Origin of the sequence: Klebsiella sp. GW_Kp182 (assembly GCF_040062275.1) — a bacterium.
GTDB classification, from domain to species: domain Bacteria; phylum Pseudomonadota; class Gammaproteobacteria; order Enterobacterales; family Enterobacteriaceae; genus Klebsiella; species Klebsiella michiganensis.
The window spans coordinates 1-20,745 of the sequence record NZ_JBEAFQ010000066.1; the positions used below are offsets into that span (position 1 = coordinate 1).

Annotated in this window: 21 protein-coding genes and 1 tRNA gene; 10 read left to right on the plus strand and 12 right to left on the minus strand. The window is 58.6% G+C overall.

The window, feature by feature from the left end; genetic code table 11:
- Positions 1-58: 58 nt before the first annotated feature.
- The 6 genes from ABLU88_RS25735 to pncC all read right to left on the minus strand — a co-directional run bounded on the left by ABLU88_RS25735 (position 59) and on the right by pncC (position 5,865).
- Positions 59-151 (minus strand) — tRNA-Ser (locus ABLU88_RS25735).
- Between the two features lie 323 nt (positions 152-474).
- On the minus strand, positions 475-660 hold the full coding sequence (gene csrA, locus ABLU88_RS25740) for a carbon storage regulator CsrA (protein WP_000906486.1): 186 nt from the start codon (positions 658-660) through the stop codon (positions 475-477).
- 238 nt (positions 661-898) lie between these two features.
- The gene (gene alaS, locus ABLU88_RS25745) at positions 899-3,526 is read right to left on the minus strand and encodes an alanine--tRNA ligase (protein ID WP_032720437.1); all 2,628 of its coding nucleotides are present in this window, start codon (positions 3,524-3,526) and stop codon (positions 899-901) included.
- 130 nt (positions 3,527-3,656) lie between these two features.
- Positions 3,657-4,157: a recombination regulator RecX gene (gene recX / locus ABLU88_RS25750; protein ID WP_009651620.1), complete on the minus strand. Its 501-nt coding sequence runs from the start codon at positions 4,155-4,157 to the stop codon at positions 3,657-3,659.
- Positions 4,158-4,228: 71 nt separating this feature from the next.
- On the minus strand, positions 4,229-5,287 hold the full coding sequence (gene recA / locus ABLU88_RS25755; protein ID WP_004104808.1) for a recombinase RecA: 1,059 nt from the start codon (positions 5,285-5,287) through the stop codon (positions 4,229-4,231).
- A gap of 80 nt (positions 5,288-5,367) precedes the next feature.
- Positions 5,368-5,865 (minus strand): nicotinamide-nucleotide amidase, encoded by a 498-nt coding sequence (gene pncC, locus ABLU88_RS25760; protein WP_014226512.1) that lies wholly within the window; start codon positions 5,863-5,865, stop codon positions 5,368-5,370.
- Positions 5,866-6,069: 204 nt separating this feature from the next.
- On the opposite strand from pncC, the gene ABLU88_RS25765 reads away from it, so the two are divergent.
- Positions 6,070-6,297, plus strand: a complete 228-nt coding sequence (locus ABLU88_RS25765; RefSeq protein ID WP_025107287.1) for a hypothetical protein — start codon at positions 6,070-6,072, stop codon at positions 6,295-6,297.
- A 36-nt stretch (positions 6,298-6,333) separates the two neighbouring features.
- On the opposite strand, the gene ABLU88_RS25770 is transcribed toward ABLU88_RS25765, so the two are convergent.
- From ABLU88_RS25770 to mltB, 4 genes are all read right to left on the minus strand, one after another.
- Positions 6,334-7,212, minus strand: coding sequence for a metal ABC transporter substrate-binding protein (locus ABLU88_RS25770; RefSeq protein ID WP_014226514.1), 879 nt, complete (start codon positions 7,210-7,212; stop codon positions 6,334-6,336).
- An 8-nt stretch (positions 7,213-7,220) separates the two neighbouring features.
- On the minus strand, positions 7,221-8,084 hold the full coding sequence (locus ABLU88_RS25775) for a metal ABC transporter permease (protein WP_014226515.1): 864 nt from the start codon (positions 8,082-8,084) through the stop codon (positions 7,221-7,223).
- Positions 8,081-8,791, minus strand: a complete 711-nt coding sequence (locus ABLU88_RS25780; RefSeq protein WP_161506263.1) for an ATP-binding cassette domain-containing protein — start codon at positions 8,789-8,791, stop codon at positions 8,081-8,083. Before ABLU88_RS25780 ends, ABLU88_RS25775 begins: the two co-directional genes overlap by 4 nt.
- Positions 8,792-8,994: 203 nt before the next feature.
- Complete coding sequence (mltB, locus tag ABLU88_RS25785; protein ID WP_009651581.1) at positions 8,995-10,071, minus strand: lytic murein transglycosylase B; 1,077 nt, start codon at positions 10,069-10,071, stop codon at positions 8,995-8,997.
- Between the two features lie 262 nt (positions 10,072-10,333).
- Here mltB and srlA point away from each other — a divergent pair, with 262 nt between their 5' ends.
- The 7 genes from srlA (at position 10,334) to gutQ (ending at position 15,334) form a co-directional block, all read left to right on the plus strand.
- A complete protein-coding gene (gene srlA, locus ABLU88_RS25790) occupies positions 10,334-10,897 on the plus strand; it encodes a PTS glucitol/sorbitol transporter subunit IIC (protein ID WP_004104818.1) in 564 nt (187 codons plus the stop codon).
- Positions 10,894-11,871, plus strand: coding sequence for a PTS glucitol/sorbitol transporter subunit IIB (locus ABLU88_RS25795; RefSeq protein WP_014226517.1), 978 nt, complete (start codon positions 10,894-10,896; stop codon positions 11,869-11,871). The genes srlA and ABLU88_RS25795 overlap by 4 nt, the downstream gene beginning before the upstream one ends.
- 13 nt (positions 11,872-11,884) lie before the next feature.
- Positions 11,885-12,247, plus strand: a complete 363-nt coding sequence (gene srlB / locus ABLU88_RS25800) for a PTS glucitol/sorbitol transporter subunit IIA (protein ID WP_004132227.1) — start codon at positions 11,885-11,887, stop codon at positions 12,245-12,247.
- A 17-nt stretch (positions 12,248-12,264) separates the two neighbouring features.
- Positions 12,265-13,044 (plus strand): sorbitol-6-phosphate dehydrogenase, encoded by a 780-nt coding sequence (srlD, locus tag ABLU88_RS25805; protein WP_014226518.1) that lies wholly within the window; start codon positions 12,265-12,267, stop codon positions 13,042-13,044.
- Positions 13,045-13,174: 130 nt separating this feature from the next.
- Positions 13,175-13,534 (plus strand): transcriptional regulator GutM, encoded by a 360-nt coding sequence (gene gutM, locus ABLU88_RS25810; protein ID WP_048260179.1) that lies wholly within the window; start codon positions 13,175-13,177, stop codon positions 13,532-13,534.
- Between the two features lie 68 nt (positions 13,535-13,602).
- Entirely contained in the window at positions 13,603-14,376 is a 774-nt protein-coding gene (locus ABLU88_RS25815; RefSeq protein WP_004104826.1) for a DNA-binding transcriptional repressor, read from the plus strand.
- Positions 14,369-15,334 (plus strand): arabinose-5-phosphate isomerase GutQ, encoded by a 966-nt coding sequence (gene gutQ, locus ABLU88_RS25820; protein ID WP_032750970.1) that lies wholly within the window; start codon positions 14,369-14,371, stop codon positions 15,332-15,334. The genes ABLU88_RS25815 and gutQ overlap by 8 nt, the downstream gene beginning before the upstream one ends.
- Here the strand turns inward: gutQ and norR are convergent.
- On the minus strand, positions 15,297-16,841 hold the full coding sequence (norR, locus tag ABLU88_RS25825; protein WP_049082752.1) for a nitric oxide reductase transcriptional regulator NorR: 1,545 nt from the start codon (positions 16,839-16,841) through the stop codon (positions 15,297-15,299). The two genes, gutQ and norR, sit on opposite strands and share 38 nt — an antisense overlap.
- Positions 16,842-17,028: 187 nt before the next feature.
- On the opposite strand from norR, the gene norV reads away from it, so the two are divergent.
- Positions 17,029-18,474 carry an anaerobic nitric oxide reductase flavorubredoxin gene (gene norV / locus ABLU88_RS25830; RefSeq protein ID WP_047723032.1) on the plus strand — a complete coding sequence of 482 codons (1,446 nt, stop codon included), beginning with the start codon at positions 17,029-17,031 and terminating at the stop codon, positions 18,472-18,474.
- A complete protein-coding gene (norW, locus tag ABLU88_RS25835; RefSeq protein WP_348838488.1) occupies positions 18,471-19,604 on the plus strand; it encodes an NADH:flavorubredoxin reductase NorW in 1,134 nt (377 codons plus the stop codon). The genes norV and norW overlap by 4 nt, the downstream gene beginning before the upstream one ends.
- Before the next feature lie 122 nt (positions 19,605-19,726).
- On the opposite strand, the gene ABLU88_RS25840 is transcribed toward norW, so the two are convergent.
- Positions 19,727-20,740 carry a HoxN/HupN/NixA family nickel/cobalt transporter gene (locus ABLU88_RS25840; RefSeq protein WP_025107282.1) on the minus strand — a complete coding sequence of 338 codons (1,014 nt, stop codon included), beginning with the start codon at positions 20,738-20,740 and terminating at the stop codon, positions 19,727-19,729.
- Positions 20,741-20,745: the final 5 nt, after the last annotated feature.

Consider the following 20,745-nt stretch of genomic DNA (forward strand, 5'->3'; position numbering starts at 1 on the left):
CCTCCGACCGCTCGGTTCGTAGCCGAGTACTCTATCCAGCTGAGCTACGGATGCAAAATGGCGGTGAGGCGGGGATTCGAACCCCGGATGCAGCTTTTGACCGCATACTCCCTTAGCAGGGGAGCGCCTTCAGCCTCTCGGCCACCTCACCACACGCCTCTTACGAGTGCTTCGAAGAACTTGTTTCTGCTCTTCGTCGCTGCGATGGCGCACATATTACTTTCTGGTACTTATAAGTCAAACCTTTTTTCGAGACCTTTTTTTCGTTTGCACACTTCCCGCGCAATTAGCCTGTGAAAACGGCAAAAAGAGTATTTTATCAACAAGAAATTGCTGATTACGCCGCGGCTAACGCAAAAGATAACTGTCGCGGATGCGGAGAAAGAGACAAAAATGAGAGGTTATCGGAGAGGAAAATTGGCAAAAACGGCGGGTGGAAGGAGGCGCCTCACAAAATAGCGAGGCGCGAAAACCTTAGTAACTGGACTGCTGGGATTTTTCAGCCTGGATACGCTGGTAGATCTCTTCACGATGCACGGAGACTTCTTTAGGGGCATTAACGCCAATACGTACCTGGTTACCCTTCACCCCTAAAACTGTCACAGTGACCTCATCTCCAATCATGAGGGTCTCACCAACTCGACGAGTCAGAATCAGCATTCTTTGCTCCTTGAAAGATTAAAAGAGTCGGGTCTCTCGTATCCCGGCATTATCCATCATATAACGCCAAAAAGTAAGCGATGACAAACACCCTACGGTGTAAGCAGTCACGGCATCACATTCTGTTAAACCTAAGTTTAGCCGATATACACAACTTCAACCCGACTTTATCGTTATCAGTGCTTCTCGCGCAAGATGCTGTAATCCGAGAATCACAGCATCTATGCAATTATAGTTATTACAGTTTTGCGCTTACCCAGCCTTTCACACTGGCTAACGCAGCAGGGAGAGCAGACGCATCGGTACCGCCGGCTTGCGCCATATCCGGACGACCGCCCCCTTTACCGCCCACCTGCTGGGCGACCATACCAATCAGTTCCCCGGCTTTCACGCGGTCTGTCACATCCTTAGACACACCTGCAATCAGAGAAACCTTACCTTCTGCGACCGTGGCCAACACGACAATCGTTGAACCCAGCTGATTTTTCAGATCGTCAACCATAGTACGCAGCATTTTTGGCTCAACGCCAGCCAGTTCGCTGACCAGCAGCTTAACGCCGTTAATCTCTTCCGCTTTGCTGGAGAGATTTGCGCTCTCCTGCACGGCAGCCTGCTCTTTCAGCTGCTGCAGCTCTTTTTCCAGCTGACGGCTACGTTCTAACGCGGCGCGGACTTTGTCACCAAGGCTGTGGGTATCCCCTTTCAGCAGCTGTGCAATATCGCCCAGCAGATCGCTCTGCGCGTGCAGCATCGCCATCGCGCCTTCGCCGGTCACCGCTTCGATACGGCGCACGCCAGCGGCGGTACCGGATTCAGAGGTAATGCGGAACAGGCCGATATCACCGGTGCGCGAGGCGTGCGTACCGCCGCACAGCTCGGTGGAAAAATCGCCCATGCTCAGCACGCGAACGCGATCGTCATACTTCTCGCCAAACAGCGCCATCGCGCCGGATTCACGCGCAGCGTCAATATCCATGATATTGGTTTCGATCGGCAGGTTGCGACGAATTTGCGCGTTCACCAGATCTTCTACCGCACGGATCTCCTCCGGCTTCATCGCTTCAAAATGCGAGAAGTCGAAGCGCAATGCTTTGTCGTTGACCAGAGAGCCTTTCTGCGCAACGTGCGTACCGAGAACCTGGCGCAGCGCCGCGTGCATCAGGTGCGTCGCGGAGTGGTTCAGGCGGATACGCTGGCGGCGAGCCTGATCGACATCGGCCTGCACGGCGTCGCCGACTTTAAGCGAACCGCTGGTCAGTTTACCAATATGGCCAATTGCCTGGCCGTACTTCTGCGCGTCGCTGACCTGGAAGGAGAAACCGGCGCCCTTCAGTTCGCCTTTGTCACCCACCTGGCCGCCGGATTCGGCGTAGAACGGCGTCTGGTCGAGGATAACAACCGCTTCCTGACCGGCGTTCACCGCGTCAACCGCTTTACCATCGATAAACAGCGCGGTGACTTTGCCATTCAGTTCCAGGCTGTCATAGCCTTTAAACTCAGAGGCGCCGTCGACGCGGATCATCGCATTGTAGTCCGCGCCAAAGCCGCTGGATTCGCGCGCGCGACGGCGCTGCTCTTCCATCGCGGCTTCAAAGCCGGCTTCGTCAACCTTGATGTTGCGTTCGCGGCAAACGTCCGCGGTCAGGTCAACCGGGAAGCCGTAGGTGTCGTACAGGCGGAAAGCGGTTTCGCCGTCCAGCGTGTCGCCCTGCAGTTTAGCCAGTTCTTCATCCAGCAGCGCCAGTCCGCGCTCCAGCGTACGGGCAAACTGCTCTTCTTCGGTCTTCAGCACCTGCTCAACCTGAGCCTGCTGCTGTTTCAGCTCTTCGCCGGCGGAACCCATCACGTCAATCAGCGGAGCAACCAGTTTCCAGAAGAAGGTCTCCTTCGCGCCCAGCATGTTGCCATGGCGAATTGCGCGACGAATGATGCGGCGCAGCACGTAGCCGCGGTTTTCATTCGACGGGATAACGCCATCGGCAATCAGGAACGCGCAGGAACGAATGTGGTCAGCGATAACGCGCAGCGACTTGTTCGAGAGATCGGTCGCGCCGGTAACCTTCGCCACGCTCTTAATCAGATCGCGGAACAGGTCGATATCGTAGTTGGAGTTGACGTGCTGCAGCACGGCGGCAATACGCTCGAGGCCCATACCGGTATCTACGGACGGCTTCGGCAGCGGCTCCATGGTTCCGTCAGCCTGACGGTTGAACTGCATGAAGACGATATTCCAGATCTCAATATAGCGATCGCCGTCTTCTTCCGGCGTTCCCGGAGGGCCGCCCCAGATATGGTCGCCATGGTCGAAGAAGATTTCGGTGCATGGACCGCACGGCCCGGTGTCACCCATCTGCCAGAAGTTATCGGAAGCAAACGGCGCGCCTTTGTTGTCGCCGATGCGGATAATACGCTCGCGCGGTACGCCAACTTCATTTGCCCAGATATCGAACGCTTCATCGTCGGTTTCGTAGACGGTCACCCACAGTTTTTCTTTCGGCAGGGCGAACCAGTTTTCACCGGTCAGCAGTTCCCATGCGTATTTGATGGCATCCTGCTTGAAGTAATCGCCGAAGCTGAAGTTACCCAGCATTTCAAAGAAGGTGTGGTGACGCGCGGTGTAGCCGACGTTTTCCAGATCGTTGTGCTTACCACCCGCACGAACGCAACGCTGCGCGGTGGTCGCGCGCGAATAATTACGTTTGTCGAGACCAAGGAAAACATCCTTGAACTGGTTCATCCCGGCGTTGGTAAACAGCAGGGTCGGGTCGTTATGCGGCACCAGGGAGCTGCTCGCAACTACCTGATGTCCTTTACTATGGAAAAAGTCGAGAAACGCCTGACGGATCTCAGCGGTGCTCTTGCTCATAATTATCCTGAAATCAAGCTAACGAAATGTCGCTGGCAGCCACTACCCAGTATCGACCGGCAGGCTACTCACGAAAATAAAGTGGGAATAAGATAAGTTTTCTTCACGGGGAAGTAAAATCCCGGATGGGTCAATCTGCAAAATTTCGCCAGATTTCCTGAATATCCTCCATCAGATAGCCGCGGTAGAGCAAAAAGCGCTGAATTTTGACTTTTTCTGCAAATACGCTGGGCAGGGGTTCGCCATATTTTCGCTGCGCCTGCTCTTTGGCAAGCCGCGCCCAGTCGATTTCGCACTCGCGCATGGCTGCCTCTGTCGTCTCGCGGGAGATCCCCTTCTGCTTTAGCTCCTGGCGGACGCGAGCCGGGCCGTACCCCTTGCGGCTGCGGCTGGCAATGAACTGACGGACAAAGCGTTCGTCGTCCAGATAGCGGTTCTCAATGCACCATTCAACGACTTTATCGACCTCTTCCGGCGTCACATCTAACGCTTCAGGGCCGTTTTTGCTCATGACCGGTGCAGCCAGCTTTCGCCTTAGCTCCTGTTCGCTGTGGTCGCGCATTGCCAGAATGCGAATCGCGCGATCCAGCAGCCTGGCGTAGTCAGAGCGGCGGGATGAAGTTTCAGTCACGGTCAGCCTCGCTAATCAAAAAAAGCAAAAGGGCCGCATAAGCGGCCCCTTGTTAGTCTGTTCAGACGATATCAGAAATCTTGCTCGGTTTCCGCTTCGCTGTTGCCATCAACCGCGAAGTCTGGCGTGGAGTCCTGATTGCTCAGCAGCAGTTCACGAACTTTCTTCTCGATCTCTTTTGCCGCAGCCGGGTTCTCTTTCAGCCAGGAGATGGCGTTCGCTTTACCCTGACCGATTTTATCACCGTTATAGCTGTACCATGCGCCGGCTTTCTCAATCAGCTTCTCTTTCACGCCGAGATCGACCAGCTCACCGAAGAAGTTAATCCCTTCGCCGTAGAGGATCTGGAATTCAGCCTGTTTAAACGGCGCGGCGATTTTGTTTTTCACCACTTTAACGCGGGTTTCGCTGCCGACAACGTTGTCGCCCTCTTTCACCGCACCGATACGACGGATATCCAGACGCACGGAGGCGTAGAACTTCAGCGCGTTACCGCCGGTGGTGGTTTCCGGGTTACCGAACATCACGCCAATTTTCATACGAATCTGGTTGATGAAGATGAGCAGGGTGTTGGACTGCTTCAGGTTGCCCGCCAGTTTACGCATCGCCTGGCTCATCATACGCGCCGCGAGGCCCATGTGAGAGTCGCCGATTTCGCCTTCGATTTCCGCTTTCGGCGTCAGCGCCGCAACGGAGTCAACGACGATAACGTCTACCGCACCGGAACGCGCCAGCGCGTCACAGATTTCCAGAGCCTGTTCGCCGGTATCCGGCTGGGAGCACAGCAGGTTGTCGATATCGACGCCCAGCTTGCGTGCGTAAACCGGGTCCAGCGCGTGTTCCGCATCGATAAACGCACAGGTTTTGCCTTCGCGCTGCGCGGCGGCGATAACCTGCAGCGTCAGCGTGGTTTTACCGGAAGATTCAGGCCCGTAGATCTCGACGATACGGCCCATCGGCAGGCCGCCTGCGCCCAGGGCGATATCAAGGGAAAGCGAGCCGGTGGAGATAGTTTCCACATCCATGGAACGGTCTTCACCCAGGCGCATGATGGAGCCTTTACCGAATTGTTTTTCGATCTGGCCCAGTGCTGCCGCCAACGCTTTCTGTTTGTTTTCGTCGATAGCCATTATTACTCCTCTCATGCCGGGTGTAACCGGGTAGTGAATTCTGTTCTGTTGAAGCAATTATACTGTATAGTCATACAGTATCAAGTATTTTGTAGAAATTGTTGCCAGAGGAGATTTAGCGCGTAGGCCGTGGCCTGGCGGCGTACCGACTCGCGGTCTCCGGCAAAGCATTCGCGCCGGGTTACGCCCTGTCCGCTGGCGCTGGCCACGCCAAACCAGACGGTTCCCACCGGCTTTTCCGCGCTGCCGCCGTCCGGCCCGGCGATGCCGCTGACCGAAATGGCATAGTCCGCGCGAGCCGCACGCAGCGCGCCGATGGCCATCTCCACCACCACCGGTTCACTCACCGCGCCATGGCTAAGCAGCGTCGCTTCGCTGACGCCAATCATCTGCGATTTCGCTTCATTGCTGTAAGTGACGAAACCGCGCTCAAACCATGCCGAACTGCCGGCGATATCGGTAAGGGTTTTGGCGACCCAGCCGCCGGTGCAGGACTCCGCCGTGGTCACCGTCGCACCGCGCGCTTTCAGCGCCATCCCCACCTGCTCGCTCAGCTGCATTAATTCCGAATCTGTCATTCGTCGCCCCACGTAAGCTGTACAAAGAGGCCATCAAAGATAGCACTTTCAACGAAGATATGGGGACGAGGTAACGAATTTACGAGTCGGCTGGCGAAAAACATCGGCTATAGCCAACGCTGCATTTTCGGATAGCCGCCCGGGGGCGCCGGTGTCACAATTCACCGCACATATAAGGAAGAGTTAAATGAGAGGTTACCAGGAATGGCCAAAGCAACGCTTACCTCAGAGCAGAACGTGAAAAAAATTCGCCAGGTGCGCCTGTGCCTGTTTGTATGCGGCACAGTTTCGCTGCTAACCGCGCTACTGCATATTTTCACCCGCTCATTCAACCCGCTGTTCGAAGGCGTACAGATCCTGCTGGGCGTGGGCTGTATTGCCAGTGGATTCACATTGAACAAGAAAATCAAGCAGATACTCGCAGAACCATAGCGGCGGATAACCGGCCCATCGCGGGCCGGTTTTTATTTATTTCATACTCGCCGCGATCAGCTCCACGTTGTGACGCAGCATTTTCACGTAGCTGTCCGCCACGCCGCCCGGTTGAGAGAGGGCTTCAGGGTAGAGCTCTCCTCCCGGCTGCGCGCCCGTCGCGCTGGCAATCTGTTTAACCAGTCTTGGATCCAGCTGATTTTCCATAAACCAGGTATGCACCTCGTCGGCTTTAATTTGTCGAATTAATGCCGCCACCTGCGCCGCGCTGGCCTCACTTTCCGAAGATAGCCCCTGTGGCGCGAGGAAGGTCACGCCATAGGCGCGGCCAAAATAGCCGAAAGCATCATGGCTGGTCAGAACCTTACGCTTTGCCTGTGGAATGGCGGTGAACTGGCTTTTAGCCCAGCGATCGATCTCGTTAAGCTGGCTGATATAGCGTTTGCCGGAAGCCTCCAGCGCCAACTTATCTTCCGGGTCGGCTTTCACCAGGCCGTTGAGGATATTCTGCGCGTACAGCGCACCGTTCGCGGCGCTGTTCCACGCATGCGGATCGGTTACCGTTGCGCCATCTTCTTCAAGCGTGTGGGTTTTGACTCCGCGGGAAGCCACCACCAGCTCGCCTTTGAACCCGGATGCTTTAATCAGCCGGTCCAGCCAGCCCTCCAGCCCCAGGCCGTTGACCACCACCACATCGGCGTTGTTCAGCAGCGCGCTGTCTTTCGGCGAGGGCTCGAAGGTATGCGGATCGCCGTCCGGCCCCACTAGCGTATCCACATGCACATGTTCGCCGCCAATCTGCTGCACCATATCGCCCAACACGGAAAAACTGCTCACCACGTTTAGCGTTTTCGCCATCACCCCGTGCGATGCCAGACCCAGCGCCAGCGCCAGCCATATCCCGGTACGTTTCATCATTGTCCTTACCCCATTAATTTACGCCAGCCGACAACCAGCCGGCTGCGCGAGCCAAAAAACACCGATACAAAAAAGAGGCCGCTGGCGGTCAGCACAATGGCGGGTCCGGCAGGCAAATTCGCCGCCCACGACAGGCTCAGCCCCATCCACGCGCAAAAACCGCCCATCAGCGCCGCCAGCAGCAGAATGCCCGGCAGCGTCCGCGCCCAGCAGCGCGCCGCGACCGCGGGCAGCATCATGACTCCCACCGCCATCAGCGTGCCGAGCACCTGAAACCCGGCCACCAGATTGAGCACCAGCAGGGCGAGGAACAGGCCATGCAGCAGCGCAGGCACTCTTCGCGCGTTCACCTGAAGCCAGACGCTGTCGAAGGCTTCGCTGACCAGGCCGCGATAAAACAGGGCGATGCAAATCAGCGTCAGGCTGGCAACGCCGGTCACAAACAGCGCCGAATCGCGGTCTACCGCCAGAATTGAGCCGAACAGCAGATGCAGCAGGTCGACGTTAGAGCCGCGCAGCGAGACCAGCGTGACGCCCAGCGCCAGGGAGCCGAGATAAAATCCGGCAAAGCTGGCATCCTCTTTTAAAAGCGTGCGTCGGCTGACCCACCCCGCCACCAGCGCCACCGCAATGCCGGCAATAAAACCCCCGACGGTCATCGCCAGCAGCGACATCCCGTTAAGCAGGTAGCCCACCGCCACGCCGGGCAAAATCGCATGCGAGAGCGCATCGCCCATCAGGCTCATGCGGCGTAAAAGTAGGAAGACGCCGAGCATGGTCGTGCTCAGGGAGAGCGCCAGGCACACCACCAGCGCGCGGCGCATAAAGCCAAACTCGATAAAGGGCTGAATGAAGGTGTGCCAGATCATGCCAGCCTCGCGGAGTGAAAGGCGGGCAGCACATCAGGCGTACTGCCCCAGCGGGCGCGCTGCGGCGTCAGCAGCATCGTTTCCGGGAAATAGTCGGCGACCCGCTGGTTATCGTGCAGCACCGCCAGAATCGTCTGCCCCTGCTGATGCATTTCCAGGATCAGCGCCATCAGCTCACGGCAGGTGGCTTCGTCGATGCCGGTAAACGGTTCGTCGAGCATCACCAGCGGCGCGCGCTGCACCATCACCCTCGCGAAGAGCATGCGCTGAAACTGGCCGCCGGAGAGCGCCTCAATCGGCGTTTTCGCCATCGCTAGCAGCCCCACCCGCGCTATGGCTGCGACGATACGCTGGCGCACCTCCCCCCCGAGCCCGCGCAGCAACGATACCTGCGGCCAGGCCCCCTGGCTGACGACATCCTGCACCGTGAGCGGAAACTGCGACTCCAGCGCATGCCGCTGCGCCAGCCAGCCGATAACCGGCCGTCCGTCGCGCCAGTTCAGGCGGCCGCTGACCGGCGGGATAAATCCGGCCAGCGTCTTTAACAGCGTCGATTTCCCGCAGCCGTTCAGGCCGACGATAGCCGTCATACTCCCCGTTGCAATCGTGCCGCTAAGGGACGGCGCGATCGCCAGCCCTTCATAGCCAGCCACCAGATGATCGAGCTCTATCATGGCAGCGATACCGCCCACCAGGTTGCCAGCCACAGGGCGGCCAGCAGCACGCCGGCCATCGCCAGCCGGGCGATGCCTGAAGTCATCAATAAGGAAGTCAATGTTTATGCCTCAATAAAACGTTATAACATAACAATATTAAAAGAAGCGCGGAATGTAAATTGGCGTCAACAAAAGGAAATGCTGCAAAATGTTACAGACTCCTCTCCGGACGGAGAGGAGCACAGAAGACGGGATTACTGCATCCGGGCCTGAGAAACCGCCAGACCGAGCTGCCAGACGGCCATCGCGTAATGGGTGCTGTGGTTATAGCGGGTAATGGTGTAGAAGTTCGGCAGACCGTACCAGTACTGGTAGCCTGTGCCGATATCCAGACGCAGCAGGCTCGCCTGCTGGTGGTTACCCAGCGGCTGAGTCGGGGTAAGTCCCGCCGCCGCCAGCTGCGAGACGCTGTATTTGGTTTTGAACCCATTGTTCAGCCCAGGCGCCTGGCCCAGCGCCTGTACCGCAACCAGATCGCCGCTCACCCAGCCGTGCTGCTTGAAGTAGTTCGCTACGCTGCCGATCGCATCGACCGGATCCCACAGGTTGATATGCCCGTCGCCGTTAAAGTCCACCGCGTACTGCCTGTAAGAAGAGGGCATAAACTGACCGTAGCCCATCGCGCCGGCGAAGGAGCCTTTCAGATCGAGCGGGTCATCCTGTTCGCTGCGCGCCATCAGCAGGAACGTTTCCAGCTCGCTGGAGAAGTATTCTGCGCGGCGCGGATAGTTAAACGACAGCGTCGCCAGCGCATCAAGGATGCGGGTTTTCCCCATCACCCGCCCCCAGCGGGTCTCGACGCCAATAATCCCGACGATAATCTCCGGCGGCACGCCGTATACCTGGTACGCGCGGTTGAGCGCATCCTGATACTGGTTCCAGAACGCCACACCGTTCTGCACGTTATCCGGGGTAATAAACTGCTTTTTGTAGCGCAGCCAGGCGCCGTTTGGCCCTGACGGCGGCAGTCCGGTGGGCGCCTGACGGTCCATCAGACGCAGCACGTAGTCCAGGCGTTTGGCCTGCGAGAGAATTTGATGCAGCTGCTGTCGGTCGAAGCCGTGCTTGCTCACCATTTTATCAATGAACTGTTCCGCCGCCGGGTTATTGGCGAAATCGCCGCTCATCTCCATCACGTTATGCTGCGGCTCGAGTAAAAAACCGCCCGTACCGCCCGCCATTTCCTTTTCCGCAGGAGTTTGAGGTTTGCTGCTGCAGGCAGCGAGGAGAACGCACAGGGGGAGTAAAGCCAGGGAACGACGCTTCAACATGGGACATCCATTTAACAAATCGGCAAGGGGTAATTATGGTAAAGCATGCGCCCGCTCACAAGGAAGCGGCGGCGATGTAAATTCTTTTTTATCGCCCTTTTTCCTCTCGCCCCGTCGGATCCTTCGTTCACTTCAGCCATAATCTTTCAAAATAAAATATTTATCTTTCATTTTGCGATCAATATAACAATTTCAAACCTTTTAAAATGATTAAAATTAGCTGCCAGTTAGCAAGAAAAATAACACGCTGAAGGAGAGAACAATGATTGAAGTCGTTACCCACGGCGCCGAATGGTTTATCGGCCTGTTTCAGAAGGGAGGCGAGGTGTTCACCGGTATGGTCACCGGGATCCTGCCTTTGCTGATCAGTCTGCTGGTGATCATGAACGCGCTGATCAACTTTATTGGTCAGCAGCGGATCGAAAAGCTGGCGCAGCGCTGCGCCGGTAATCCGATCTCCCGCTACCTGCTGCTGCCCTGCATCGGCACCTTCGTTTTCTGTAACCCGATGACCCTGAGCCTTGGGCGCTTTATGCCCGAGAAATACAAACCGAGCTACTACGCGGCGGCCTCCTACAGCTGCCACTCAATGAACGGCCTGTTTCCGCACATCAACCCCGGCGAACTGTTCGTCTATCTGGGGATCGCCAACGGGCTAACCACCCTCGGTCTACCGTTAGGGCCGCTGGCGGTGAGCTATCTGCTGGTGGGCCTGGTGACGAACTTCTTCCGCGGCTGGGTGACCGACCTGACCACGTCGATTTTTGAGAAAAAAATGGCCATCCAGCTTGAGCAGAAAGTGCATCTGTCAGGAGCGACATCATGACCCGTATTCGCATTGAAAAAGGCGCCGGCGGCTGGGGCGGCCCGCTCGAACTGGACGCCGTTGCCGGTAAAAAGATTGTCTATATCACCGCGGGCACCCGCCCGGCGATCGTCGATAAAATTGCCCGCCTCACCGGCTGGCAGGCGGTCGATGGCTTCAAAGAGGGCGAACCGCCGGAAGCGGAAATCGGCGTGGCGATTATCGACTGCGGCGGCACCCTGCGCTGCGGTATCTACCCGAAGCGCCGCATCCCGACCATTAATATCCACGCGACCGGCAAATCGGGTCCGCTGGCGCAGTACATCGTCGAAGACATTTACGTTTCCGGCGTCAAAGAAGAGAACATTTTCGCGCTGGAAGAGGGTCCCTCCCCGGCCCCGCAGGCCGCGCCTGCCCAGCCGGCGGCCCGCGACTATGACACCAGCAAGAAAATAACCGAGCAGAGCGACGGCCTGCTGGCCAAAGTTGGTATGGGGATGGGCTCGGTCGTGGCGGTGCTGTTCCAGGCCGGGCGCGACACCATCGATACGGTGCTGAAAACCATTCTGCCGTTTATGGCCTTCGTCGCGGCGCTGATCGGCATCATCATGGCCTCCGGCATCGGCGACTGGATTGCCCACGGCCTGGCGCCGCTCGCCAGCCATCCGCTGGGCCTCGTCACCCTGGCGCTGATCTGCTCTTTCCCGCTGCTGTCGCCGTTTCTCGGCCCCGGCGCGGTCATCGCCCAGGTTATCGGCGTGCTGATTGGCGTGCAGATTGGCCTTGGCAATATTCCGCCGCATCTCGCCCTGCCCGCGCTGTTCGCCATTAACGCCCAGGCCGCCTGCGACTTTATCCCGGTTGGCCTGTCGCTGGCGGAAGCGCGCCAGGACACCGTGCGCGTCGGCGTACCGTCGGTACTGGTGAGCCGCTTCCTGACCGGCGCGCCAACGGTGCTGATCGCCTGGTTCGTTTCCGGATTTATTTACCAATAAGAGGTGCCTGAAGATGACCGTGATTTACCAGACCACCATTACGCATATCGGCGCCAGCGCGGCGATGGCGCTGGACGAGCAGATGCTGATCACCTTCCGCGAAGGCGCCCCGGCCGATATCGAAGAGTACTGCTTTATTCACAACCACGGCGAGCTCTCCGGCGCGCTGGTGCCGGGCGCTGAGCTGCAGCTCGGCGAGCTGCGCTACCCGGTCACCGCCGTCGGCGACGTCGCCGAGCAGAACCTGCGCGAGCTGGGCCATATCACGCTGCGCTTTGACGGCCACCGCGAAGCGGAATTCCCCGGAACCGTACACGTGGCGGGGCCAGTGCCGGAAGGCATCGCCGCCGGCTGCGTACTGAAATTTGTTGCTTAAGTTGTAAGGAGAAAATTATGAATCAGGTTGCTGTTGTCATCGGTGGGGGACAAACCTTAGGGGAGTTTCTGTGTCGCGGGCTTGCCGCAGAAGGCTATCGCGTGGCGGTGGTCGATATTCAGAGCGATAAAGCGACCCGCGTCGCGCAGGCCATCAATGCAGAACATGGCGAAGGCACGGCGTGGGGCTTCGGCGCGGACGCCACCAGCGAAGCCAGCGTGGTCGCCCTCGCCCGCGGGGTAGACGAAATATTTTCCCGCGTCGACCTGCTGGTCTATAGCGCCGGGATCGCTAAAGCGGCGTTTATCAGCGACTTCGCGCTGGGGGATTTCGACCGTTCGCTGCAGGTGAATCTGGTGGGCTACTTCCTCTGCGCCCGCGAGTTTTCCCGCCTGATGATCCGCGACGGCATTAAAGGTCGCATCATCCAGATCAACTCTAAATCCGGCAAAGTGGGCAGCAAGCATAACTCCGGCTATAGCGCGGCGAAGTTTGGCGGCGTGGGGCTGACGCAGTCGCTGGCGCTGGACCTCGCGGAGTACGGGATTACCGTGCACTCCCTGATGCTCGGCAACCTGCTGAAGTCGCCGATGTTCCAGTCTCTGCTGCCGCAGTACGCCACCAAGCTGGGGATCCCGGAGGAGCAGGTCGAGCAGTATTACATCGACAAAGTCCCGCTGAAGCGCGGCTGCGATTACCAGGACGTACTTAACGTGCTGATGTTTTACGCCAGTCCGCAGGCTTCATACTGCACCGGGCAGTCTATCAACGTCACCGGCGGGCAGGTGATGTTTTAAATCAGAGGTCCCGGATTGCGCTGCGCTTATCCGAGCTACAAAACCGGCACCCCGCGCCGATCCGTAGCCCGGGTAAGGCGCAACGCGCCGCCCTCCGGGGAAATATCGCACACGCCTTAAGGAGACTTTTATGGTTACCGCACTTATCACTATCGCCGCCATCGCCTGGATAACCCAGCTCGCCTTTGGCGGCTGGCAGATCAGGCAGTTCAATCGCGCATTCGATCGGCTGTGCCAGCAGGGCCGCGTCGGCGTGGGCCGTTCCTCGGGGCGGTTCAAGCCGCGGGCCGTCGTCGCCATTGCCGTCGACGAAGACGACCGCATCCGCGATACGCTGTTAATGAAAGGCCTCACCGTCTTCGCCAGGCCGCAAAAAATTCCCGCCCTCACCGGTAAGCATCTCAAGGAATTGCAGCCTGATGTGATCTTTCCCAATGATCCGCTCTGTCAGAATGCACTATCATTAGCGCTTAATCCGAAACATGGATAATTTCGTTGTGAACGTTAATATCTTGCGAAATTATCATTTCGAAACTTTAAACGCAGGATACAACGCCTATGAAACCACGTCAGCGCCAGGCAGCCATTCTCGAGCACCTGCAATCGCAGGGCAAATGCTCGGTCGAAGAGCTGGCGCAACACTTCGACACCACCGGCACCACCATCCGTAAGGATCTGGTGATCCTTGAGAATGCCGGTACCGTTATCCGCACTTACGGCGGCGTGGTGTTAAATAAAGACGAGGCCGATCCGCCCATCGACCACAAAACGCTGATCAACACCCATAAAAAAGAGCGGATTGCCGAAGCCGCGGTCAGCTTTATTCACGATGGCGACTCGATCATTCTTGACGCCGGCAGTACGGTGCTGCAAATGGTGCCGATGCTCAGCCGCTTCAATAACATTACCGTGATGACCAACAGCCTGCATATCGTCAACGCCCTCTCCGAACTGGATAACGAACAAACCATCCTGATGCCGGGCGGCACGTTCCGCAAAAAATCGGCCTCCTTTCACGGCCAGCTGGCGGAAAACGCCTTCGAACACTTCAGCTTCGATCGACTGTTTATGGGCACCGACGGCATTGATTTAATCGCCGGCGTCACCACCTTTAATGAGGTTTATACGGTCAGCAAAGCGATGTGCAATGCCGCCCGCGAAGTTATCCTGATGGCCGACTCGTCGAAGTTTGGCCGCAAAAGTCCCAATATCGTCTGCGGCCTGGAGAGCGTAGACAAACTGATTACCGATGCCGATATCAGCCCGGAATTTAAGCGGGCGCTGGAAGACAAAGGCATCGAAGTCATTATTACTGGAGAACATCATGAGTAACTTTCTGTTAGAAGCCGGACGCCAGACCCTGATGCTGGAGCTTCAGGAGGCGAGCCGCCTGCCTGAACGCCTGGGCGACGACTTCATCCGCGCGGCGGAAACCATTATCCACTGCGAGGGCAAACTGGTCGTCTCCGGTATCGGTAAATCGGGTCATATTGGTAAAAAGCTGGCTGCCACCTTCGCCAGCACCGGCACCCCGGCATTTTTTGTTCACCCGGCGGAAGCGCTGCACGGCGACCTCGGCATGCTCGACAGCCGCGACGTGATGCTGTTTATCTCTTACTCCGGCAGCGCTAAAGAGCTGGATCTTATCGTTCCGCGCCTGGAGGAAAAATCTATTCCGCTGCTGGCGATGACCGGTAAATCCACTTCACCGCTGGCGCTGGCGGCCAAAGCGGTGCTTGATATTGCCGTAGAGCGTGAAGCCTGTCCGATGCACCTCGCGCCCACCTCCAGCACCGTCAATACCCTGATGCTCGGCGACGCGCTGGCCATGGCGGTCATGCAGGCCCGCGGCTTTAACGAAGAAGATTTCGCCCGTTCGCACCCGGCCGGCGCGCTGGGCGCGCGGCTGCTGAACAAAGTTCACCATCTGATGCGCCGCGACGTCGACGTGCCGCGCGTCGCCAACGACACCAGCGTCATGGACGCGATGCTCGAACTCAGCCGCACCGGCCTGGGGCTGGTGGCGGTCTGCGATGAGCGCAATCACGTGCAGGGCGTCTTTACCGACGGCGACCTGCGCCGCTGGCTGGTGGGCGGCGGCAGCTTACAGGATATCGTCAGCCAGGCGATGACCCGCAACGGCGTCACTCTGCAAGCGGAAAGCCGCGCGATAGAAGCCAAAGAGCGCCTGATGAAGCATAAAATCAGCGCCGCTCCGGTGGTGGATGAAAGCGGCCAGCTGGTCGGCGCGATTAACCTGCAGAATTTTTATCAGGCCGGGATCCTTTAAGCCCCAGACGCTTCGCCAGCCGGTGCAGGTTGGCGACGTCGAGCCCCAGCGCGCGGGCGGCGGCGGCCCAGCTGCGGCCATTAGCCGCCAGCGCGCTGGCGATCGCTTCGCGCTGGAACGCCTCCGTCGCCTCGCGCAGGCTCACCGCTTCCGCCGCCGGCTGCGGGCTGACGGTCGGCAAGGCTGGCGCTTCCCCGGCCAGCTGAAAATGCTGCGGCTCCAGCACGATATCATTACCCGCCTGCGTCGCCCGCGCCAGCACCACCGCCCGATGAATCGCGTGCTCCAGTTCGCGTACGTTGCCCGGCCATGACCAGGCGAGCAGCCTGGCCCGCGTCGCTTCGCTTAAAATCACCTGCGCCAGCCCCATACGCAAACGGCACTGTTCGCAAAAATAGCCGGCCAGCAGCACTACATCACTTTCCCGCTCGCGCAGCGCCGGAACCGACAGCGGAAACACGCTCAGGCGATGATACAGGTCGGCGCGAAAGCGCCCCTCCACCACCTCCTGACGCAGGTCGCGGTTGGTGGCCGCCAGCACCCGCACATCAACCCGCAGGCTGCGATCGTCGCCGACGCGCTGAATATCGCCATACTGCAGCACCCGCAGCAGCTTGGCCTGGAGCGCCAGCGAAAGCTCGCCAATTTCATCGAGGAACAGCGTCCCGTTGTCCGCCATTTCAAATTTACCGCTGCGGTTGCTGATCGCCCCGGTAAACGCCCCTTTGACGTGGCCAAACAGCTCGCTCTCCGCCACGCTCTCCGGCAGGGCCGCGCAGTTGAGATAGACCAGCGGATTGGCCGCCCGCGGCGACCCCTGATGCACCGCTTTCGCCACCAGCTCTTTGCCGGTGCCGGTCTCGCCGCTAATCAGCACGTTTAAGTCAGAAGCCGCGACGATATCGATCTCTTTTTTCAGCTGCAGCATCGGCGCCGACAGGCCAATCATCTCCTGACGTTCGGCTGCCGGATACACGATAGCCTGCTCCGGCAGCACGTTTTGATTCTCCAGCCGGGCGATCAGCAGCGCGTTATTGAGCGCCCCGGCCACCAGGGCGGCAATCAGGCGCAGCTCCTCGTCGCTGAAGCTGTCAAAACGGTCCGCATCCATGCCGTCGAGGGTGAGCGCGCCGATCAGGGTTTGCCCGGCAAACAGCGGCAGGCCGACGCAGGCGTGCACCTTCAGGCTCTCCTGTCCGGGGATCAGGCCATCGTAAGGGTCCGGCAGATCGCTATCCGCCGGGAAGCGCACCACGTCCCCCGCCCGGGCAATCGCCTCCAGCCGCGGGTGGCCTTCAAGGGCAAAGCGTCGGCCAAGTACGTCCTGGGCCAGGCCATCAATCGCCAGCGGCACAAACTGGTGCGCCTCGTAGCGCAGCAGCGCCGAAGCATCGCAGCCGAGTATCTGCCGCAGGGTGGTAATCAAACGCGAAAAACGGTCGGCATGGCCGAGATCGCTTTGTAAATCAATGGCGATTTTCGCCAGGGCCTCGACGGAGAAACTCATTGTCGCCTCATAGTCATTTTGACACCAAACGTAGTCATATCGACTATTTTAACCATTGTCAATTTGACATCAACAGATTTAATAAAAAACTTAAAACACTTTAAATTCAATTACTTAAAAAGTTGGCACGCAACTTGATATAAGCAAAACATCTTATTTGAACACTGCTGAATTAATTGAGGTTGCTATGTCTATTCTGGTTAAAAATAACATTCATTGGGTTGGCCAACGCGACTGGGAAGTGCGTGATTTCCACGGGACTGAATACAAAACGCTGCGCGGCAGCAGCTACAACAGCTATCTCATCCGGGAAGAAAAAAATGTGCTGATCGATACCGTCGATCATAAATTCAGCCGTGAATTCGTGCAGAACCTGCGCGGTGAAATCGACCTCGCCGATATTGATTACATCATTATCAACCATGCTGAGGAGGACCATGCCGGCGCGCTGACCGAGCTGATGACCCAGATCCCGGACACCCCGATTTACTGTACCGCCAACGCCATCGACTCCATCACCGGACACCATCATCACCCGGAGTGGAATTTTAAGGTGGTGAAAACCGGCGACAGCCTGGATATCGGCAACGGCAAGCAGCTGATTTTCGTCGAAACCCCGATGCTGCACTGGCCGGATAGCATGATGACCTATATGACCGGCGACGCGGTGCTGTTCAGCAACGACGCCTTCGGCCAGCACTACTGCGATGAACATCTGTTTAATGATGAAGTTGACCAGGTTGAGCTTTATGAGCAGTGCCAGCGCTACTATGCCAATATTCTGACCCCGTTCAGCCGCCTGGTGACGCCGAAAATTACCGAAATCCTCGGCTTTAACCTGCCGGTGGATATGATTGCGACCTCCCACGGCGTGGTCTGGCGCGATAACCCGACGCAGATCGTCGAAAAATATCTCGAGTGGGCGGCGGATTATCAAGAAGACCGCATCACGATTTTCTACGACACCATGTCCAACAACACCCGCATGATGGCCGACGCGATAGCCCAGGGCATTACCGACGTGGATCCGCGGGTGGCGGTGAAAATTTTCAATGTCGCCCGCAGCGATAAAAATGAAATCCTGACCAACGTGTTCCGCTCGAAGGGCGTGCTGGTCGGCACCTCAACCATGAATAACGTGATGATGCCGAAAATCGCCGGGCTGGTGGAGGAGATGACCGGCCTGCGTTTCCGTAACAAGCGCGCCAGCGCCTTCGGCTCCCACGGCTGGAGCGGCGGCGCGGTTGACCGCTTGTCCACGCGTTTACAGGATGCGGGCTTTGAAATGTCCCTGAGCCTGAAGGCCAAATGGCGCCCGGATCTCGACGCGCTGGAAGTGTGCCGCGAGCACGGCCGCGAAATCGCCCGCCAGTGGGCCCTCTCCCCGCTGCCGGCGAGCCAGGCCAAACACGCCGCGCCTGAGGCAACGCCCTGCGCAGCGCCAGCGGCAGCAGATCTCGGCCCGAAAATGCAGTGCAGCGTTTGCCAGTGGATTTACGACCCCGAACAGGGCGAACCAAACCAGGACGTCCAGCCGGGTACGCCGTGGAGCGAAGTCCCGGATAACTTCCTCTGCCCTGAGTGTTCGCTGGGTAAAGATGTGTTTGACGTTCTGGCATCGGAGGCAAAATGAGTGATGACATCGTCATCATCGGCTCGGGCTTCGCGGCCCGTCAACTGGTGAAAAATATTCGCAAGCAGGACACGAATATCCCGCTGACCCTGATCGCCGCCGACAGCATGGATGAGTACAACAAACCGGATCTCAGCCATGTGGTCAGCCGCGGGCAGAACGCCGACGACCTGACCCTGCAAACGGCGGGCGAGTTTGCCGAGCAGTACAATCTGCGCCTGTTTCCGCATACCTGGGTCAGCGATATCGACGCCGAGCAGCACCTGGCGAAGAGCCAGGACCGCGAGTGGCGCTATGACAAACTGGTGCTGGCCACTGGCGCGACGCCGTTTATCCCACCGGTGCCGGGCCGCGAGCTGATGCTGACCCTGAACAGCCAGCGGGAATACGGTGCGGCGCAAAGCCATCTGCGCGATGCAAAAAGGGTGCTGATCGTCGGCGGCGGGCTGATTGGCTGCGAGCTGGCGATGGATTTCTGCCGCGCCGGCAAAGCGGTGACGGTGGTGGATAACTCCGCCAGCGTACTGTCGGCCCTGATGCCGCCCGAGGCCAGCAGCCGACTGCAGCATCGTCTGACCGACATGGGCGTGCATCTGATGCTGAAGTCCCGGCTGGAAAGCCTGGCGCAGAGCGCCGACGGGATTCGCGTCACCCTTGACCGCCAGCGTACGGTGACGGTGGATGCGGTGGTGGCCGCCGCCGGTTTACGCCCGGAAACGGCGCTGGCGCGGCATGCGGGACTGCAGACGCACCGCGGCGTGGTGGTGAACAGTCAGCTGCAAACCAGCCATCCGGCGATTTACGCCCTCGGCGACTGCGCGGAAATCAACGGCATGGTCCTGCCTTTTCTGCAGCCGATTCTGCTAAGCGCCATGTGCCTGAGTAAAAATCTGCTGGCCCAGCAGGGAGAACTGAAGCTGCCGCCGATGCTGGTGAAGGTCAAAACGCCGGATTTACCGCTGCACCTGGCGGGCGATACCCGGCGCGAGGATCTGACGTGGAATATCGTTGCCGCCAAAGACGGCCTGGTCGCGAAAGGCGTTGACGCCGAGAACCAGCTGCGCGCTTTTGTGGTCAGCGAGGATCGCATGAAAGATGCTTTTGCCCTGCTCAAGCAGCTGGTGAGTTAACCTCGATGAAATGAGGTTATTCCCGGGTCGCGGCGTAAACGCCTTACCCGGGCTACCGGATCTCAGACGGCCATTAACCTGTAGCCCGGCTAAGCGCAGCGCGAGCCGGGGAAATGCCCAACCTACCGCGCCAGATTATCGTACCCGCGCCAGCGGTAGTTGAGCACCGACAGCACCCAGCAGGCCACGAACAGCCCGACCACCACAAAACCGGCGTCGCCGAGATGGTCGTTCAATGCGCCAACCCAGCGCCAGAGGCCGCCGCTCAGAGAGAACTTATCCATCAACAGCCCCAGCGCTTCCAGACCGCCGATAAACAGCGCCACCACCACCGAGGTACCGGTAATGGTCATATTGTAATAGAGCTTGCGCTGCGGCTTGCTGAACGCCCAGCCGTAGGCGCCGACCATCAGCACGTTATCGAGCGTATCCACCAGCGCCATCCCGCTGGCGAACAGCGCCGGAAAAACCATAATCGACCAAATTGACACCCCGCTCGACGCGCTGGCGGCGGAGATCCCCAGCACGCCGATTTCCGTCGCCGTATCAAAGCCGAGGCCAAACAGAAAGCCCACCAGATACATCTGCCAGCTGCGGCTAATCAGGCGGAAGGTTTTACCGAACAACCAGCTCATCATGCCGCCGCCGGTCATGACCTCATCGCTCACCTTTTCGCCCTGCTTCCACGCCCGAAAGCTGCGCCAGACGCTGCGCAAAATGACCAGGTTGATAAAGGCCATCACCAGCAGAAACAGCGCCGACACGGCGGTGCCGATAACGCTGCCGGTCTCGTGAAACCAGCTCATCTGCTGGCCAAACGCGGTGGCGGTCGCGGCAATCGCCGCCGAAGCCAACACCACAATCGACGAATGCCCCAGCGAGAACCACGCGCCAACGGCAAAAGGCCGCTTCCCCTGCTGCATCATTTTGCGGGTCACGTTGTCGATGGCCGCGATATGGTCGGCGTCCACCGCGTGGCGCAGACCATAACCCCAGGCCAGCAGGCTGGCGGCCATCAGCGCGCCGCTGCCGCCGAACGCCGTAAACGCCCAGCCCCAGGCCAGCAAATTGGCGGCAATCAATGCCAGCACCAGCGCCGCTGCGCGCGGCTGCTGACGCAAAATCGTCACTATCATATCGG

What these genes read in the sequence shown, in the direction of transcription:
- csrA (WP_000906486.1), bottom strand. Translation starts at nt 660, where the DNA reads ATGCTGATTCTGACTCGTCGAGTTGGTGAGACCCTCATGATTGGAGAT.
- alaS (WP_032720437.1), bottom strand. Translation starts at nt 3,526, where the DNA reads ATGAGCAAGAGCACCGCTGAGATCCGTCAGGCGTTTCTCGACTTTTTC.
- recA (WP_004104808.1), bottom strand. Translation starts at nt 5,287, where the DNA reads ATGGCTATCGACGAAAACAAACAGAAAGCGTTGGCGGCAGCACTGGGC.
- pncC (WP_014226512.1), bottom strand. Translation starts at nt 5,865, where the DNA reads ATGACAGATTCGGAATTAATGCAGCTGAGCGAGCAGGTGGGGATGGCG.
- ABLU88_RS25765 (WP_025107287.1), top strand. Translation starts at nt 6,070, where the DNA reads ATGGCCAAAGCAACGCTTACCTCAGAGCAGAACGTGAAAAAAATTCGC.
- ABLU88_RS25770 (WP_014226514.1), bottom strand. Translation starts at nt 7,212, where the DNA reads ATGAAACGTACCGGGATATGGCTGGCGCTGGCGCTGGGTCTGGCATCG.
- ABLU88_RS25775 (WP_014226515.1), bottom strand. Translation starts at nt 8,084, where the DNA reads ATGATCTGGCACACCTTCATTCAGCCCTTTATCGAGTTTGGCTTTATG.
- mltB (WP_009651581.1), bottom strand. Translation starts at nt 10,071, where the DNA reads ATGTTGAAGCGTCGTTCCCTGGCTTTACTCCCCCTGTGCGTTCTCCTC.
- srlA (WP_004104818.1), top strand. Translation starts at nt 10,334, where the DNA reads ATGATTGAAGTCGTTACCCACGGCGCCGAATGGTTTATCGGCCTGTTT.
- ABLU88_RS25795 (WP_014226517.1), top strand. Translation starts at nt 10,894, where the DNA reads ATGACCCGTATTCGCATTGAAAAAGGCGCCGGCGGCTGGGGCGGCCCG.
- srlB (WP_004132227.1), top strand. Translation starts at nt 11,885, where the DNA reads ATGACCGTGATTTACCAGACCACCATTACGCATATCGGCGCCAGCGCG.
- srlD (WP_014226518.1), top strand. Translation starts at nt 12,265, where the DNA reads ATGAATCAGGTTGCTGTTGTCATCGGTGGGGGACAAACCTTAGGGGAG.
- gutM (WP_048260179.1), top strand. Translation starts at nt 13,175, where the DNA reads ATGGTTACCGCACTTATCACTATCGCCGCCATCGCCTGGATAACCCAG.
- ABLU88_RS25815 (WP_004104826.1), top strand. Translation starts at nt 13,603, where the DNA reads ATGAAACCACGTCAGCGCCAGGCAGCCATTCTCGAGCACCTGCAATCG.
- gutQ (WP_032750970.1), top strand. Translation starts at nt 14,369, where the DNA reads ATGAGTAACTTTCTGTTAGAAGCCGGACGCCAGACCCTGATGCTGGAG.
- norR (WP_049082752.1), bottom strand. Translation starts at nt 16,841, where the DNA reads ATGAGTTTCTCCGTCGAGGCCCTGGCGAAAATCGCCATTGATTTACAA.
- norV (WP_047723032.1), top strand. Translation starts at nt 17,029, where the DNA reads ATGTCTATTCTGGTTAAAAATAACATTCATTGGGTTGGCCAACGCGAC.
- norW (WP_348838488.1), top strand. Translation starts at nt 18,471, where the DNA reads ATGAGTGATGACATCGTCATCATCGGCTCGGGCTTCGCGGCCCGTCAA.
- ABLU88_RS25840 (WP_025107282.1), bottom strand. Translation starts at nt 20,740, where the DNA reads ATGATAGTGACGATTTTGCGTCAGCAGCCGCGCGCAGCGGCGCTGGTG.